18 protein-coding genes are annotated in these 16,653 nt (G+C 41.6%); 4 read left to right on the forward strand and 14 right to left on the reverse strand.

The features are described from left to right. Positions 1–19: 19 nt before the first annotated feature. From V7K62_RS20020 to aat, 4 genes are all read right to left on the reverse strand, one after another. Positions 20–214: a hypothetical protein gene (locus tag V7K62_RS20020; protein ID WP_334867068.1), complete on the reverse strand. Its 195-nt coding sequence runs from the start codon at positions 212–214 to the stop codon at positions 20–22. Between the two features lie 287 nt (positions 215–501). Continuing rightward, positions 502–996: a DUF3368 domain-containing protein gene (locus tag V7K62_RS20025; RefSeq protein ID WP_334867069.1), complete on the reverse strand. Its 495-nt coding sequence runs from the start codon at positions 994–996 to the stop codon at positions 502–504. Next, positions 993–1,241, reverse strand: coding sequence for a UPF0175 family protein (locus V7K62_RS20030; RefSeq protein WP_334867072.1), 249 nt, complete (start codon positions 1,239–1,241; stop codon positions 993–995). The genes V7K62_RS20025 and V7K62_RS20030 overlap by 4 nt, the downstream gene beginning before the upstream one ends. Before the next feature lie 57 nt (positions 1,242–1,298). Next, entirely contained in the window at positions 1,299–1,874 is a 576-nt protein-coding gene (gene aat, locus V7K62_RS20035; protein ID WP_334867075.1) for a leucyl/phenylalanyl-tRNA--protein transferase, read from the reverse strand. 102 nt (positions 1,875–1,976) lie between these two features. Here aat and V7K62_RS20040 point away from each other — a divergent pair, with 102 nt between their 5' ends. Further along, positions 1,977–2,306, forward strand: coding sequence for a hypothetical protein (locus tag V7K62_RS20040; RefSeq protein ID WP_292760139.1), 330 nt, complete (start codon positions 1,977–1,979; stop codon positions 2,304–2,306). Positions 2,307–2,360: 54 nt separating this feature from the next. Here V7K62_RS20040 and rpsN read toward each other — a convergent pair whose 3' ends face one another. From rpsN to V7K62_RS20085, 9 genes are all read right to left on the reverse strand, one after another. Further along, the gene (rpsN, locus tag V7K62_RS20045) at positions 2,361–2,663 is read right to left on the reverse strand and encodes a 30S ribosomal protein S14 (RefSeq protein WP_334867077.1); all 303 of its coding nucleotides are present in this window, start codon (positions 2,661–2,663) and stop codon (positions 2,361–2,363) included. Positions 2,664–2,740: 77 nt separating this feature from the next. Then, a complete protein-coding gene (nth, locus tag V7K62_RS20050) occupies positions 2,741–3,412 on the reverse strand; it encodes an endonuclease III (protein ID WP_334867081.1) in 672 nt (223 codons plus the stop codon). 16 nt (positions 3,413–3,428) lie between these two features. Continuing rightward, positions 3,429–4,529, reverse strand: coding sequence for an RIP metalloprotease RseP (gene rseP / locus V7K62_RS20055; protein ID WP_334867083.1), 1,101 nt, complete (start codon positions 4,527–4,529; stop codon positions 3,429–3,431). A gap of 88 nt (positions 4,530–4,617) precedes the next feature. Then, on the reverse strand, positions 4,618–4,749 hold the full coding sequence (locus V7K62_RS20060; RefSeq protein ID WP_334867085.1) for a hypothetical protein: 132 nt from the start codon (positions 4,747–4,749) through the stop codon (positions 4,618–4,620). 21 nt (positions 4,750–4,770) lie between these two features. Next, positions 4,771–5,754 (reverse strand): hypothetical protein, encoded by a 984-nt coding sequence (locus V7K62_RS20065; RefSeq protein ID WP_334867087.1) that lies wholly within the window; start codon positions 5,752–5,754, stop codon positions 4,771–4,773. 18 nt (positions 5,755–5,772) lie between these two features. Continuing rightward, on the reverse strand, positions 5,773–9,792 hold the full coding sequence (locus V7K62_RS20070) for a hypothetical protein (RefSeq protein ID WP_334867089.1): 4,020 nt from the start codon (positions 9,790–9,792) through the stop codon (positions 5,773–5,775). A 213-nt stretch (positions 9,793–10,005) separates the two neighbouring features. Next, complete coding sequence (serS, locus tag V7K62_RS20075; protein WP_334867091.1) at positions 10,006–11,286, reverse strand: serine--tRNA ligase; 1,281 nt, start codon at positions 11,284–11,286, stop codon at positions 10,006–10,008. Positions 11,287–11,435: 149 nt separating this feature from the next. Then, on the reverse strand, positions 11,436–11,636 hold the full coding sequence (locus V7K62_RS20080) for a hypothetical protein (RefSeq protein WP_334867093.1): 201 nt from the start codon (positions 11,634–11,636) through the stop codon (positions 11,436–11,438). A 234-nt stretch (positions 11,637–11,870) separates the two neighbouring features. Continuing rightward, positions 11,871–12,449, reverse strand: coding sequence for a DUF3611 family protein (locus V7K62_RS20085; protein ID WP_334867095.1), 579 nt, complete (start codon positions 12,447–12,449; stop codon positions 11,871–11,873). 789 nt (positions 12,450–13,238) lie between these two features. Between V7K62_RS20085 and V7K62_RS20090 the strand changes: the two genes are divergently transcribed. Then, positions 13,239–13,586, forward strand: a complete 348-nt coding sequence (locus V7K62_RS20090) for a PadR family transcriptional regulator (RefSeq protein ID WP_334867097.1) — start codon at positions 13,239–13,241, stop codon at positions 13,584–13,586. 52 nt (positions 13,587–13,638) lie between these two features. Beyond that, the gene (locus tag V7K62_RS20095; RefSeq protein WP_334867099.1) at positions 13,639–14,169 is read left to right on the forward strand and encodes a cofactor assembly of complex C subunit B; all 531 of its coding nucleotides are present in this window, start codon (positions 13,639–13,641) and stop codon (positions 14,167–14,169) included. Between the two features lie 451 nt (positions 14,170–14,620). Here V7K62_RS20095 and V7K62_RS20100 read toward each other — a convergent pair whose 3' ends face one another. Beyond that, complete coding sequence (locus tag V7K62_RS20100) at positions 14,621–14,938, reverse strand: DUF3155 domain-containing protein (protein WP_041566316.1); 318 nt, start codon at positions 14,936–14,938, stop codon at positions 14,621–14,623. Positions 14,939–15,225: 287 nt separating this feature from the next. On the opposite strand from V7K62_RS20100, the gene V7K62_RS20105 reads away from it, so the two are divergent. After that, a complete protein-coding gene (locus tag V7K62_RS20105; RefSeq protein ID WP_334867101.1) occupies positions 15,226–16,581 on the forward strand; it encodes an ATP-binding protein in 1,356 nt (451 codons plus the stop codon). Positions 16,582–16,653: the final 72 nt, after the last annotated feature.

Raw genomic sequence — 16,653 nt, forward strand, 5'->3', positions numbered from 1 at the left:
ATAAGCATTAATTATATACTTAGTAGTATATAGTACTTTGAAGTACGTAAACTTGATTAGCGATCGCTCTTGGGAAAAAACTTTTTGGTTTACTGTTAAATGCAGTTTGTGCTATTACCATTTGTTGTTTGTTGACAAACGCTTGTAGTTCATGGCGAACGTGAGAACCCTCGGCAATGAATGCAATAGCGGTATTAGTATCTAGATTAATCACGTTTTATGTGAACCAAAAATCACAGTGCCAAGTATATTTTGCTGTGATGTGATTGTCCCATAAGTGGTTGTGCAATTTAACGAAATTATCGCTAAATAATGGACATTGACCACTCTATTACCTGTAATAGTGTAAGTGGTTAAGATTGTGAATGGAAAAATATGTTGGGTTTCCTAGCTTTAACCAAACTTATAATATCAGCGATCGCACTAGAACCTATTTTCATCGTACCTGAAGAGCAAATTGAGCGATCGCTCCATCCATTTTAGAAAGATTATATTGCTTACTCAACCTTCATTTACCATATCTAAAATCTGATTGTATAAGGCTGGAGAGACTCTAAACTCTGATGTAGTAATCAAGGCATCCATCAACGGTTTGACAGTAACGATGAGATTTTGGTGTTTCGCCTCAATCAAAATACCCAGCAATCCAGTAATCCTCAACCCCAAGCGATTGGCTTCTGCTCGACCTCTACGCTCATCAATCAATAGTAAATCAGCACTCAGTTCTAAGGCGAGGGCGATCGCCTCAGACTCTCCAGCGTCTAATCTGACCTCATATCGAAGGCGTTCAACAATCTCACGGCTTGCAACTTGTCGAACTTCCAGCCAAGAAACAGCTTGAACTTCAGAGGTTCCAGGAACGGGAGGATCGATATCAGTAAGCTCACAATATACCGCTTCGGGAATGGTGACTTGAGTGTAGAGTTGAGGCAGAAGTTGCAAGTGTTGAATTGCTGCCAAATTTGTGATTGCCGACGTATCGCTGATAACAATCACAGCCTTCCAAGCTCTCGCAGATTTTTCAAATCCAATTCAAAGTCCTCTACTTCATAGGAGTAGAGAGGGATGTTTCGCTGCTTGAGGAGTTGGCGAAAGGTATTGGGTTGCATATCCGCTAGCTGACTGGCGTAGCCTATCGTTAACCGTCCTGTCTGGAATAGGAACAGCGCAATTTCTTGACAAAACTCGCTTGGGGTAAGCTGAGATGCTTGTAGAATTTCGTCTGAGATTACAACACTCATAACAAGGCTAATTTACCGATTGTATCTTTAGGGTAGCCCAAGAAAACTCAAACACCCCTATATCAAGCAACAAGCACGTTGCAACGCTTGCTTAAGTAAAGTTTGATATTCTTTATCCCCAACCCGATAAGCCCCAAATCTTTCCAAATGAGGATTCATCATTTGGGCATCAAAAAACACAAATTTCCTCTGACGCAATCTTTCCACCAACTTAACCATCGCCACCTTAGAACCTTCGGGAATGCGGTAGAACATCGACTCGCCAATGAAAGCCCCACCAATAACAATCCCTAAAATTCCCCCAGCTAATTCGTCACCCTGCCAAGTTTCAAAACTATAAGCATAACCATTCTGGTAAAGTAGCGAATAAATCTTTTGCAATTCCGGTGAAATCCAAGTTGTCTCTCTGTCAGCACACCCAGCCACCACAGCTTGGAAATCCCGATTAATCGCCACAGTAAACCGTTCTTGATTCAGGACACGCTGCAAAGACTTGGGGTAACGAAATCGCTCATCCAAAGGAATAAAAGTCCGATCGCGACTTCCGTACCAACTCAGGCGATCGCGCTCATCAGCCATGAGAAAATAGCCTTGTGCATAGCCCTCAACAATAGCGGCGATATCATATTGCATAAATAAATATAAAAAAACACTCTTAGAAACGCAATTTGATGCTAACAGTGATTCTTTGCGTTCCTCTGCGTTTCCCTCCGCGTCCCTCTGCGTTAAAAAAAAATGACTCAACCAATACCACCCATCACCCTACCACCGCCTGAAAATCCCCAACTCGAAGGTGAATGGTTACGAGAGCGCTTACAACGGTGGCTAGATACAGAATTTATCCCCGAAGCCGTAAACCAAAATATTGCCCAACGAGCCGCACAGATTTTTGTGCGTCAACGGATGGAAGGAGAAAATGACCTTGGTTCTCTGGTAATTGCCATTGTCACAGAGATGCAGTCCTATGATTTTTCCAATAGTTTCTATGGAGAGTTTGCGATCGCCAACGCCGTCAGCGATCTACTCTTAGAAAGTCTGGGAATTGATAAGTGTTGTGGTCAATAATTTTGTCATTAGTCCTTTGTTATTTACCAATGACTAATGACTAATGACTCTTGACTACCAACTAGACTTAACAACTCCAGGCAAAAGACCTTCATGTGCCCATTCCCGCAGCACGTTCCGAGACAACCCAAAATCGCGGTAAACACCTCTAGAACGACCAGTCAGCCAGCAACGGTTGCGGTGGCGGGTGGGCGCACTATTCCGGGGTAGCTGTTGAATCTTCCGGTGGATTTCCAGCTTATCCAGAGGAGATGGTGCACTTCTGAACTCTTCTAAAAGAGCTTCTCGCTTGTCAGCATACTTTTCTATCAACCTGGTGCGCTTTTTCTCGCGCTCAATCAAGCTCTTTTTTGCCATAAATTCTCTAACTTAATTTAAAGACACCGTTCTCCATTCTACAGTCTCTCCATCAATTCTGGGGTTACACATGTCGCTTACCCTACAACCACTGGCTTATTAGCAGCAGGACATAAATCGGCAAGCTCACAAGCAACGCAGACGGGAGAGCGGGCTTTACAAATAGCACGACCATGATAAATCAGCCGAATTGACCAATTTTCCCAATCAGGCTGAGGCAATAAACCCATTAAATCTTGCTCAATCCGAACGGGTTCTTTTGCTTGAGTTAAACCCAAACGTTGGCACAGGCGCTTGACGTGAGTATCTACTGTTACGCCAGCATTAATGCCATAAGCATGAGCCAAGACTACATTTGCTGTCTTCCGCGCCACACCTGGAAGCTTTAATAACTGTTCCATTTGGTTGGGGACAACAGAGTTAAACTCAGTGACAATCATCCGACAGGCGGCTTGAATGTTCTTGGCCTTATTGCGATAAAATCCTGTGGAATGCACCAAACTTTCTAATTCTACTAAGTCAGCGATCGCTAAACTTTCAGCATCAGGAAACTTACCAAATAAAGCTGGTGTCACCTTATTTACCCGCTCATCAGTACACTGAGCCGAGAGAATCGTTGCCACCAACAATTGTACTGGCGTTGAGTAGTTCAAAGAGCAAGTAGCATCTGGATAAAGACGCTTCAGACGAGCTAAAATTTCTAGCGATCGCTTCCTTAAAGGTAAAAGTTTCTTTTCCCTACTCCCCACTCCCCACTCCCTATTTTCACTGGAATAATTTTTGCACCCATTCCAATTGGCTAGTTAATTGGGTGGTTTCTTTGACTATCAGAAAAATTCCTAAGCCTAAGAGTAACACCAAACCGGTTTGCATTACACCTTCTTGAATCCGGGCTGGCACCGGCTTACCGCGCAAACCTTCAATCAGCAGAAAAGCGAGTTGTCCGCCATCCAAAGCGGGTAAAGGCAAAATGTTGATGATAGCCAAGTTAATGCTGATAATTGCGGCAAAAGACAACAGATTTGCACTATTATCCTCAGCTAACTTTGCACCTATTTTGACAATATTAACTGGCCCAGAAACTTGTCCAGCAGTTTGTTGAAAGTTGGTAATCAATTGTCCAAAACCGCTCAGAGTCCCAACAAATAATTGTTGAAACCTGTTAGCAGCAATGCCGAAAATTTCAAAAGGACTATTAGGACGGCGATAAACTGCTGTAGCGTTTGGACTAAGTGCCACACCAACTACACCTTTGCCATCGGCTCCGAGTTTTGGTGTTAATTTCAGGGATTGTTGTTGGTTTTCACGCAGAATTTTCAGTTCGATTTGCTGATTGGGATGAGTTTGAATTTCTTTTGTCAGCAAAGGAGTTGACTTATCAGAAGCCGGGAGTTCTTGACCGTTAACAGCCAGAATAATATCTCCTTCCCGAATTCCTGCTTGATAGGCAACAGATTCTTGATTAACAGGCTGTACAAGGACACCAGCTTGATAATTTAATTCCTTGGGAATGCCGACAATACCCAATTGCAGAGCCAACACCAAGTAGGCAAATATTAAATTAGCTATCACTCCGGCACTGATGACAATCGCCCGGTCTAAAACTGGACGGTTACGCAGCAGATTTGGGTCATTGGGTGGAACATCGCTATCGGGGTCATCATCGGGAAAGCCGACAAAGCCGCCCAAAGGAAAGGCGCGGACAGCATATTCGGTTTGTGAACCTTGGTACTTCAAAAGAACTGGGCCGAAACCCAAAGAAAAACGGTTAACGAGAATGCCTTGAGAACGGGCTGCAACAAAATGTCCCAACTCGTGTACCAAGATCAAAACAGCCAAGACTGCGATCGCTGCTAAAACTGACATAGAGTAAATTTAGTGAAGATATTAAGATACGGTTATCTCCATTCTAATTGGGTATTGGGCATTGGGCATGGGGCTTAGGCATTGGGCATTATTTCAAGTCAAAAGATGCATTAACAGTTAGCCAGGTAACTGCTTGCGATCGTGGTGGCAATGATGGAAGGAAGTTGGTCAACTGCTTCACAGGCGAAAAAAGTGGCGGCAACCCTAATCCAAACTGCATCAAAATCTATAGACGATAGAGTTAAGGATTGTAGGTAAACTGACTGTGAATGGCAACTCCGACGCAGGAAGCGGAACTATCCTGTTGGGAATCGTCTGTCTCTCCTAAAATATAAAGATGTTCATAATCCCAAAAACAAAAGCGATAAAGTAGCAATTTAGGAAACATAATATTTAAGAACTTGATTAAGTGAGTAATATTATCTGTATTATAATCTCTATCATCAACACGAAATCCCGAACCTCCATCTCCTTGAATCATAATTTTTTCAACTTTATAAATTTCAACTAAGCCAGATTTTAACAAAGCATTATTAATTGCTTCTTCTTGACTATTTCCTGATGCCAAAACGATGCTGTGATAATGAATATGACCATAGCCACCATCATAGTAGCCATATATCATGATCTCGCCTAACTCTTTAATCATGTTATTAATTGTCTTCTCAATCTTTGACAATTGTTCTGCTTCTAAATTAGATTGTTTTTGTTCTTTGTATGGCGAACAGTGAATAAGTTTATTAATAAATTTAGGTGTTTCTTGGGGAACAGTTGAAGCAAGACAAATCCAGCGTTGACTATCAGGAATTTTCCCCACAAGAACCGATAGGGAATAATGAGAGTTATAGCTAAAAGAAAAAGCCTGTAACTTCTTGATTTTCTTTGTTAATAACTTGATTAAATTAGAATATTGTTGATATCTGTGATTTTTAGTATCTTCATCTAGATTTTTTTTTGGGTCTTTATTATAAAGATGAATAAGACTCGATGCTAAACCATTCTGTTCTGGCCACAGCCAATTTGCCAAAGCAACTTCTGGGTCAGTTTCTATGATCCAACCTTCAGATTTAATCAGATTTAAGGGCGTGAATTGATCTTTTATAGTTCCATCCCACGCATAGGGTTGTAAAATTGCACCATCTTCATGACATGGAAGACCGTAGCGTATTTCTTCTTCCAAAATAACTTCCAGTGTCCCTAAGCGTTGCTCGGTTTCAGGTTTCATGAATTTTTACTCCTATACTTAATTTAAACTTGCGATCGCCACTGCTCTAACAATTCGATTACTATCTTCGGTAAGCTGTTGTTTAATATCTGTTGGTGTGGCGGGATTATCAGCCACTGCGTAACGTTCTAGCCAAGATGCTGAATGCGATCGCTGTTGCAACACCTCAGCAGGGGTGAGAGGGTGCAGCAATGCCACCAAACGTACAAAAGGAACATCTGACTCGGCATACTCCGATAATACTGTCTCTAAGTCATCTGTTTGGGGGTTGTAGATCCGGCTCAAACCGCGTAGTGTGGGACTGGTTGGGGGTTGATTTACAATCGATTTGACTAAATCTTGCAGAGAAGCACGCACCGCAGCAGGGGTATGAGGATTTTTCGCTACAGCACGTCGCACTTCTACTTTTTCATCACGGGCAAGTTGTTCGAGTTGAGCCGATGGTAAGTTAGGATGAGTTGCCACCGCAGCACGAATGGTTAAATCTTCATCTTGCGTCAAAGCTACTAATGCACTTGCTGGAGTTCGAGAATTTGTTACTACTTTCAGCCGCACTTCTACTTTTTCATCCCTTGATAAAAGCTCTAAAACCTGAGCCGGTACATTCCCACTAGCAGCAACAGCTTCACGGACTGGTAATGCTCTATCTTGGGCTAATTGTTGCCAATGAGCTTCGGTTAAGTTGGGATGGCGGACTAAAGCAATACGCACATTTGCATTAGAATGCTGGATAAATTGAGTTAATAGTTCTGGTGTTAGATTCGGGTTACGAGCAAGAGAAATTAAGACAGGTTCTTCTGGTTCTGTCGCAATTATTTTCGCCATCAATTCTGGAGGGAGATTGAGACTTGATGCTATAACTTCACGAATATATTGGGACTTATGTTCTAACAACCTTCCCATTAAATTGACAGGAATTTCATTTCTTTCTACCATTGCACCAGCAACTTCTTCATCATATTTATTTAGCAACTTCTCTAGCAATTGTGGTGAGCTATTAGGATTTCTGGCTATACCCCAAAGAACAGGTTCATAAGTATCATCTATCATTTTTTCCAATGCAGACAATGGAGTATTGCGATGATGGGCAACGTTCGATCTAATCCATGAAGTTGTGTTTGTTGATAGTTTTTCGAGGGTACTGGCGGGCATTTGAGAGCCTTCTAGATTTATGAGCAAATACTCGAACTCTTTCTTTTGTGTATAACTATTTTTTAGAGTAAATTCTACTACTGCTGCTAAGGCATTTCCTGGAGTTTTAAGATTGTAAACACTAGCAATTTGCTTTTCTACTCCCAAAAATTCGAGAACTTCTACAGGTGTATTCTGATTTCCAGTTAGTGCCTTACATACACTTATGCTCGAATCTTGAGCGAGTTGAGTTAATATTTCTACGGGAGTGTTTTTATTTCGTGCAACTTCTACCCTCACTAATTCTGATTCATCTTGAGCTAATCGTTTTAAAATTTCTATTTGACTGGAACGATTACGCACCAAAATCAAGCGGACATTCACATTCTCATCTTGGGTGAGTTTCAAGAGAGCAGAAAGCGGTAAGTTAGGATTTTGACAGACAACTTGACGAATGGTGGCATCACTATCTTTTGCTAGTTGTTCAAGGATAGTGATTGGAGTTTTGTTGCTACCGGCTGCGGTGATTTTAGCGTTTTTATCTCCAGTTTCAAGAACTTTGGCTAGAGCATAGGAACTGTTAGGACGATTAGCAAGAAGTTGATTTACTTGTGAAGTTTCTTCTCTTTTTTGTAGTTCTACTTGAATTTGATATTTAGTTAATTGATCAAGATGAGGATTTTGTAAAACGGCTTCACTGACTCCATAGTTACCTTTATTGAAAGCCAGTTGTTTTAACAAATCAATAGGTGTATTAGGATTTTTGGCAACATTAACTAAGGTGTGAGACAGTCCAGAAGAATTTTCAATTTGCTCAACAGCTTGCTCAAGAAGATGAACAGGTGCGTTAGGATTTTCAACAATTTTCTGTAATCCACCTACTCTTTTTTGAAGAATCTGTTCTAAAATTACTGCTGGTGTATCGGGATGTTTAGCAATAGCTTCCTGAATGTTTGTCCACGGAGCAGAAAATGCTTGCTGTAGGTATTCTAATCGCTCTATTTCAGTAACTGCTGAATTATAACCAAGAGCTAATCGCAGTGAAGCATCATCAGAATGACGATTTAAACTATCCGGTTCTTTTCTATATTTTTGCCATAAGCGATCGCGTAAAGTATTAGGTGTAGAAGGATTACCAAGCAAAGCAACAACAACATTAGACTGAGTGTTGCTATCTGACATTCCAATAATTAGTATCAAGCCATAGAGAACATAATTAGGCAGAATTTTGTTGTCTGCATCAAAAGGACTACCCTTCAACCACACGCGATCTTGAGAAGGAACACCACCATTTAAACCAATTGCGGGCAACATTGCGCCACCAATTGCGGTAAGTTGCTGTTTTTGTTGTTCATCAAGAGCATTTACTAATTCATTCCAATTTTGTAAAATAGGCTCTCCAAATGCTGCATCTTGTCTGAGCCAAAATAGAATTTGCTCTGGAGATTGATAGTGATTGAAAAAGTCAACAATTGTATCAATAAGAGTCAGAGAAAAATTAGGAATGTTTTGACTGATTTCTAAAATTTTTTGGCGAGACGAAAATAACTCTCCTGTTAATTGTTCCAAAATAGTAACAGGAGTGCTAGGATGTTCTGCAATCTTAGTTTTGGTGCGATCGCTTGAATTAGTTACTAAATCTGCTAATAATTGCAATCTCAGTTCTTCAGGTGCTTTAGTATTCTGAGCTACAGCCAACTGCACATTTTCATTAGGATACTGTGCGAATTTTTCTAAAATTTCTTCAGAAACTTGAGGATGTTTAGCAATATCTACCAGAAAGTCTAAAGCCTCTGCTGTCCATCTCTCTACTAATTCTGGTTCATGAGGACGGAGTGCAACTTTTTCTTGTCTGATAGCTTCTACATCCACATTTGCAAATCGTTCTAAAATCCAAGTGGGTGTATTCGGTTGCCGGAAAAAGAAATGGCGCTGATTATTGCTTGTTCCCACTTTATTAAAAACCTGCTCTAAAATACTGACTGGTAAATTGGCACGATTTTTAATAATTCCCTGTTGTGTCGCAAACAAACGATGTAAAATCTCTTCAGTAGCATTTTCATGCTGCGCCACCGCAGCTTGAATTTCGTGATAAGAGTCTGCTAATACCGCCAAAACTTGGGCTGAGGTAACGGAATTTTGCGCCACAGCTAACCGAATTTTCAAGACTTTATCCTCTGCCAAAGCCAGCAGGGTTTCTTGAGAAGTTGAGCGATTTTTTGCCACTGCTAAACGTATGCAATCCCAACGACTTTGTGCTAAATTTGCTAACTGTTCTGCATCCGTATCGCAATCACGCGCTATCTCATGCTGTCCTTGCACTAAGCGCACTAACTCCGGCGGACAACTGGGATTATATGACACAGAGAGACGAATAGCTAACTCCAAATCTCCCGCCAAAGATTCTAATAACGCCAATGGGGTTTGAGGATCTTCTGCGACTTGTAAACGCGGTTCTAGGCTGGGTTCTTTTGCTAACCGTTCCAGTAACTGGAGGTGATATCGTGGCGGTAAATAGGTATTGCTGAGGGCTTGAATGAGATATGGGTTAGGAACCCACTCACTGAGGAATAAGGGGGGAACAGGGGCAATTTTGAGCAGTTCAACTGCTAATTTGTCATTTTGCCCGATATAGCGCGATTTTAAGACTTCCTCAATGGCATTCTGCCCATTTTCACTGAGTTCTCCTGCCCAGTTGATGTGCAATTGTGCGGCTTCAGCAACGGGCGCGTAGGGGCTATTAACTAAGACTTCTAGCAAGGGGCGTGGCGTTGGGGAATAACTCGCCACTGCTAGTTGTAAGGCGACGGGTTGAGTGTTAAGCTGTGTCGGGTCAGCTAGAAACGGTTCTAAATCGGAAATAGTGAGCGATCGCAATAATTCCATTATCCCACCCCAAATCCTCATTGAAGGTCAACAGAATCTTATCCTGTTTGTTATTCCTTTAGGGTGTCCGCTTCCTCCTGGATAATCTATTTTCAAAAATTATTTATTACATTTACCTATGTATTGTTACATCAACACCCGCCCAAAGTACTGACTCGCCTTTGCATGAGACAAAAAATTATTTATGCAAGAAGCTATTGGTCAAATGACAAATGACAAATGACCAATGACTAATTACAACACTTCACGTCCCAAATAAGGTTGCAACACTTTTGGTATCTTCACCGTCCCATCAGGTTGTTGATAATTCTCCAAAATTGCTGCCATCGTTCTTCCCACAGCCAAACCCGAACCATTTAGAGTATGTACGAACTGAGTACCTTTCTTCCCCGCCTCTTTGAAGCGAATATCAGCCCGTCGCGCCTGGAAATCTATAGTATTAGAACAGCTAGAAATTTCGCGGTATTTGCCAGAAGAGGGCAACCAAACCTCTAAATCATAAGTTTTGGTAGAAGCAAATCCCAAATCCCCAGTACTTAAATTTATTACTCGGTAAGGCAACTGCAACGCCTGTAAAATTGCTTCTGCATTCCCCACCAATTTCTCCAATTCATCAAAAGACGTACTGGGTTCGACAAATTTCACCATTTCCACCTTGTTGAACTGATGCAGGCGAATTAATCCCCGCATATCGCGCCCATAACTACCAGCTTCGCGGCGAAAACAGGGAGTAAAAGCACAGTGGTAAATAGGCAAATCTTCAGCAGCGAGAATTTCACCCCGGTAGAGATTTGTAACTGGAACTTCCGCCGTAGGAATCAGCCACAAGTCGTCATCAGCGCATTTAAAGCTTTCTTCAGCAAACTTGGGTAACTGACCGGTCGCCGTCAAAGACTCGGTATTAACTAGCAGAGGCGGACTAACTTCTACATATCCAGCTTGAGTATGAAGAGTCAGCATAAATTGAATTAATGCCCTCTCCAATGCCGCACCAGCGCCCATCAATGTCACAAAGCGACTTTGGGCAACTTTTACAGCCCGTTCAACATTGAGAATACCTAGCTTTTCACCAATTTCCCAGTGAGGGAGAATATTCGGATTTTGGGGAATGTACTCATCACCCCAACGGCGCACTTCTACGTTATCTTCCTCATTCTTTCCAAGGGGTGTAGAGTCGCTTGGTAAATTGGGAAGTGCCAACACAAGTTGGGCAATTTCAGCTTTGAGTTCTTTTTCCTGGGGTTCCAGTTGGCTCAACGTAGCTTTGACAGAGTTACCTTCATCCCGCAAAGCTTTAATTTCTGGGTCTTGAGGATCGATCCCAGATTTAATCTTCTGACCGACAATTTTACCAATTTCGTTGCTACGGGCTTGGAGTTGACTACGCGTCCCCTCAAGTTCCCGTTGTTGCCGATCTAACAGTAATATCGGTTCGATGTCGTATTTACCACTACGACTATTCAATCCTTCTTGAACTAATTGCGGATTTTCCCGTATTTGCTTGATATCCAGCACAGATTTTTCTCAGTTTTTAGCCTATTATCTACCTGCCAACACATCAGCATATACTGATTTTGGCTTGGCATGAGCAGAAAAGCAACCATAAAAATTTTGTCCTGCCAATCTTGCCAGGGCTAGAAAAATTTAAAATCCCAAATTTGGGATTACTTTTGCGATTTTCCAAACTCCTGAGTATTCGCAGGTGAGGGTAGCCAGTAGGCAAGTACTCCTGATAAACAACTCCAGTACACTGCTTGATTTTGGCTATTATCGCGTTCCATAAAGATTAGGGAACTACACAATCCAATCATCAATGTACTAAAAAGTACTTGTATACCAAATTTCCAGATTTCTAGTTTTTTCATAGTGTAAGACCTCCGATAAAGATTAATTCACCCTTGTAACGGTTCTGATATCACTCTGTAGATGGGTGCTAATATAAGTAACTGGTATTATTTTTCACACTGTACTTTGATAATTTCGGAAAAGTACAATCAACATATTGGAATTATTCGCCATACAACCTCTCAAAAGGAGGAGAAAAGAAGTCAAAAGAATTGCTGATTTTTGACTATTACCTTTTCTTCCGACTCCCCTTTTTAAGGTCGGTTAATGCGATTGAGTAACCAAAGTGATGCCACCAGCCCTGCAAAGTGGGCTGAGACGGTGTTGGTATTTGCTTGTACCACAAGCATATCTAGACCACTAATAATTCGGGTAGGGTCAAAAAATTGGGTAGTTATAGCTTGAGGAGATATGGATCTTGCTACCAGCGTCCCAACGATCGCCTGCGCGCCCAAAAGAGTCACCAGTGTTCCTCCTAAATTCACCCACAGCCCCAAACGTAATACTTGCACAGTCTCACTTTTGCGAGGGCGGTTACTGGGATTGGAAGATTCTAATTGCTTGCCAATTCTAGTGTAACGATAAGCTAAATAAATGCCCCCACCCAAAACAACCAATCCACAAATTGCTAAAAATACGCCAAAGCCAGTCCCCGGATTATTACTAGAACTGCCAGTTCTTTGATTAAAGATGGCGAACAACAGCACAATTATGCTAGAAACAACGCCTAGTACTAGCTGAATCCAGAAGCTAATCCAACCTGTAAGGCGAAAAGTTTGGGCAATTGCCCGGAGAGTTGAGGAAGATGATGGGGCATCAGGAGTTTGTGACATAGTGAACCAATTTGCTGGGCGCTTGATTAAGGGACACGGGGATAAGGGGACGCGGGGACACGGAGAGTTCTTTCCCCACAACTCCCGCTCTTTTTTCTGAATTTTCACGGGATCTGAAAAACCTCTCTTCTTCATCCCTCTCCTAAAAGGAGAGGGATGAAGAATTTTCCCCCTTCCTGCTTCGGGAAGGGGATTAGGGGGTTAGGTTTTATAACGTGAAAAGTCAGGTCTTCTTTCCCCCCGCCTTTGGGTCTTCCTTGATAAATTTACTATCACACTTGCCATAACAGACAAGAAATTATCTGATCGAGAAAATCAGTAATGGTTACTGCTTAAGTGTTTCCACTGGCGTACCAGCTTTAACCCAGATATATCCTTTAGCGTAAGCTTTTAGAATTCGCATTGGGAAAATCACTGAAAAACAAAGTGTTTATTAACTTTTACAGACAAAATAGCATTTTACCTGTAAAATTTCTTCGATGGCATTTTATTGCTTAAGCGGTTCTAACCAGTTCGGCATCACTTAACACCAAGATAGTGACTTCGCCACTATCTGTTCGCTCCTCACCACACCGTATCGAGCTTGGGTAGGGATACATTATTTTGTGCCCCTAAAACTCGCAAACTCGTCCCACATCTGTGAAGTTGTGGGTAATTATTTGATGTTTACGCAATGGATATCTAGTCTCAGTAGCTTTATCTGTATTACTCACTTAGGAGTAGCACTGTATACTGACTACAAGGATTGTAGACCTTACCCTAAGGCATTTTTTTAGCCATTCACTAACCATGAAACTTGAGGATATATATCAATTTTTTGAGAATCCTCCGCCAACTTACCTTTGTCAGGAACTAGCAGTTTGTTACATACTGTCTGTTTTATTAAAAGGTGAATCCTACGGAACCGAGTTGATCGAGCAATTAGAAACTGAATATCCCATCTATCGGCTTTCAGATACCGTACTTTATAGTGCAATCAAATTTCTGGAAGACCAAAGGGCAATCACTGGATATTGGAAGAAACTCGAAGGACGGGGACGCCCCAGGCGGATGTACCAAGTTTCTCCCGAATGGCAAGTTCAAGCTCAGGATTTAGCTTTTCAATGGCTTGACTACATCAACGGGAGGAAAAAGTAACGAATAATTGATAATGAATAAGTCTCCTCCAGTCAAACACTAACAATTAGTTATGGATACTGCTATTCTGCCATCTACGTTCCTGCTAACCTTGTTGTTATCAGTTGGGCTGTTTTTCTTTATTCGTGCCTCGACTAAAGACCGCACAGAAATAGCGCAACTGGTATCTGAGCAAGACGAAGCTGCTTTAATGTCTCAATTAAAAGAGTATTTTCAATCGCGGTCTTACCGAGTGGCAGCGGTAGACGGACAACAAAACCAGGTGACTTTTGAAGGTAATGTTCGCCCCAGCTGGTTCTTAGCTATATTTCTAACTTCACTGGCAGCGACTGGGATTGTTTGTCTATCTCTGGTTGTATCCCTGCTTTTTCCTAGCTTCAGTACCCTTGTTTTGGCGATGGTACTACTGTCGCCTTTAAGTGGTCTATTTTATTGGAAAAAATCTGGAAGGCTTGAGAAGGTGTCGCTCAAAGTAGAAACAACTCAGAGCGAACAAACCTCCTCAAGTAAGATAACTGTAGTTGCCCATCGAGATGAACTCAGTGAGTTACAGAGGACTCTACAGCTAAAGCCTGGGAAATAATTGTTGCTTTTTACGACCATCTCTTAACTATGATATGCAGACTTCTGACCTGACCTACTCTTTAGGCAATGGAAAGTAGGAAGGAGAAAATCAAGATTGCTGCTTTGTCACTTTTCCCCACGACTTGGGTCGTGGGGAAAAAATTTAAATTCATTAACTTAAATTCATTGACATAGCTTGCCTAACAATTTAAGGCATAAGAGCGCAACTTCACTAGCGCTTTTGGACGCACTTGGCTTTATACCCATTCCCTTCTGCATCATCAAAATAGTATCAACCCATGCAATCTAGCATGGTTTGAGACAGGTTCACTTTCCAACTACCTGGACTAGATTTACTGCCAAATCAGCTACAAACTAAAAAAAAATTAAATTTTGCATAAACTTAGCAATTTTGCCAGTTAATAGTAGTCAGGAGCCACACTCAATGCCTAAGATGACCATCTATAGGTTCACCGACTAGCTAAAGCAAGAGGTTCTTGACCTGGCGAAGGTTCTAACACCCTCAAACTAGGAAACAAGAAATGGTTTTCCTCTACGTATTGAGCACCAAACAGTCCCTTTTCTGCCCAGAAATAACGGTCTGTAGTGTGTTCATTTCGCTTTACAAGTAGCAATGCCGGTGGCAAAATCCCTTCAGCTTGAATGAATCTTCTCGCTGCTGTCACAGGTTTTTCTTCGCCACTTTCGATGCTATATTGAGGCACGTGCTCCAAAATGCGCCGTCCTTCCTGGCGACGACGACTCTTCCTTTTGCGTCTCCTTGCCAATTTATTGTCCTCCTCTTTCAAGCTATAGATTGTAGTGATAGCTACAAAATACGTCGTCATTATATAGGTTCTAGTTCAAAATATCAATAGTTTTTAACCTTTTAATATAAGAAAATTAATATCTTTGAAAATTGAGAAAACAAAATTACTATTCAGATATAATCCCTTGCTATAAACCATCTCTAAGAAAATTTTAGTTAAGCTTTATTAAATGAGTGAGGTAAAAACTTAAGTATCCTCTCTTACATCATGCCTCAAAATCTATCATCTTGAGCAAGAACTAAAAAATGTTAATGTCTGCCAGTTCCGATTTTCTTGCTCTGTGTCGAGAGCAAATAGCGCTGCTAACCCAAGGGCTGGGAGCAACTTTAAGTATTGTGTACCTAACACAAGAATTGGTAGAGACTCCTTCCGGCGATGCCAAACTGATTCCTGTGGTAATTTACCCGGAAACAGCATTATTACCACCAGGGGAGGAGACTGCTGAAGCGACGCGATACAAGCAACTTCAAATTGGAAATGCGTTTATATTACCCAATCATCACCGAAGGTTATTGACAGCAGGTTCAGAATCTCCAACTTCGTCACGGGAGTCTGAGATACCAAATGCTTCTCAACCCGATCTAAAAGAGGAATACCTACTTAGTGGCAACCAAATTGTTTTACCTCTGGTCTATGAAGGTGTGATGATGGGGTTACTGGTGACAGGTAGGAAAGACCGGGCATGGAATGAACATGAGCAAAGTCAGATTCAACGAATAGCCCAAACATTAGCGATCGCTTGTATTTTAGATCAGCGGCGAGCATGGTTTGAACAGCAATTGCGTGAGCAACAAATTCTCCAAGAAAAACAGCGGGATTTGTTGGATAACCTGTTGCATCAGTTTCGTAACCCATTAACGGCATTGCGGACTTTTGGCAAACTGCTATTGAAACGACTACGACCAGCAGACGCTAACCGAGATGTGGCAAATAGTATTGTGCGGGAAAGCGATCGCCTCCAAGAATTACTGCAACAATTTGAGCAAGTAATTGACTTAACAGAGGCAGATTTAGCACCACTACATCTGACGGAAGATGAATTATTTGTAGAAGCAACTATCCAAAAAGATGCGAGACCGCTGTTATTATTGCCGGGAACGGGAGATCAAGCAGTTGATTGCTCGCTAGCAGATATATTAGAACCATTATTAATATCAGCCAAAGCAATCGCCCAAGAGCGAAAGCTAAAACTAATAACTGAAATTCAACAGAATTCATCTCTAGTACGTGCCAATGTCAAAGCATTACGAGAGGTCTTGACTAACATTATTGATAATGCTTTAAAATACACTCCCACCGGTGGCAAAATTTTGATTCAGGCGGGGCAAGAAAAAGCTAATTTTCAGGGAATTGTCATTAGTGATAACGGGCCTGGTATTCCACCCCAGGATTTAGAGCATCTTGGAGAACGGCATTATCGGGGTGTACAAGCGCAAACAGAAATCCCTGGCACTGGTTTGGGGTTAGCGATCGCGAAACAATTAATAGAACTTATGCAGGGCGAAATCGAGGTTTTCAGCCCTGCAATCAACTCTAAGCTAACTTCACCCGATGCGCCGGGGACTACGTTTATTATTTGGTTGCCGGAAGTTCAAAATTAGTCATTTGTCATTTGTTCTTTGTCATTTGTAAAGACTAATGGCTAATAACTGAAGTTGAGATTTGGTCATTTG

It is taken from the genome of Nostoc sp., assembly GCF_036917935.1.
GTDB lineage: Bacteria > Cyanobacteriota > Cyanobacteriia > Cyanobacteriales > Nostocaceae > Nostoc.

Bases quoted from the DNA above. Each gene is read 5' to 3' on its own strand.
- V7K62_RS20030 (WP_334867072.1), bottom strand. From the start codon at position 1,241: ATGAGTGTTGTAATCTCAGACGAAATTCTACAAGCATCTCAGCTTACC.
- aat (WP_334867075.1), bottom strand. From the start codon at position 1,874: ATGCAATATGATATCGCCGCTATTGTTGAGGGCTATGCACAAGGCTAT.
- V7K62_RS20040 (WP_292760139.1), top strand. From the start codon at position 1,977: ATGACTCAACCAATACCACCCATCACCCTACCACCGCCTGAAAATCCC.
- rpsN (WP_334867077.1), bottom strand. From the start codon at position 2,663: ATGGCAAAAAAGAGCTTGATTGAGCGCGAGAAAAAGCGCACCAGGTTG.
- rseP (WP_334867083.1), bottom strand. From the start codon at position 4,529: ATGTCAGTTTTAGCAGCGATCGCAGTCTTGGCTGTTTTGATCTTGGTA.
- V7K62_RS20060 (WP_334867085.1), bottom strand. From the start codon at position 4,749: ATGCAGTTTGGATTAGGGTTGCCGCCACTTTTTTCGCCTGTGAAGCAG.
- V7K62_RS20065 (WP_334867087.1), bottom strand. From the start codon at position 5,754: ATGAAACCTGAAACCGAGCAACGCTTAGGGACACTGGAAGTTATTTTG.
- V7K62_RS20070 (WP_334867089.1), bottom strand. From the start codon at position 9,792: ATGAGGATTTGGGGTGGGATAATGGAATTATTGCGATCGCTCACTATT.
- V7K62_RS20080 (WP_334867093.1), bottom strand. From the start codon at position 11,636: ATGAAAAAACTAGAAATCTGGAAATTTGGTATACAAGTACTTTTTAGT.
- V7K62_RS20085 (WP_334867095.1), bottom strand. From the start codon at position 12,449: ATGTCACAAACTCCTGATGCCCCATCATCTTCCTCAACTCTCCGGGCA.
- V7K62_RS20090 (WP_334867097.1), top strand. From the start codon at position 13,239: ATGAAACTTGAGGATATATATCAATTTTTTGAGAATCCTCCGCCAACT.
- V7K62_RS20095 (WP_334867099.1), top strand. From the start codon at position 13,639: ATGGATACTGCTATTCTGCCATCTACGTTCCTGCTAACCTTGTTGTTA.
- V7K62_RS20105 (WP_334867101.1), top strand. From the start codon at position 15,226: ATGTTAATGTCTGCCAGTTCCGATTTTCTTGCTCTGTGTCGAGAGCAA.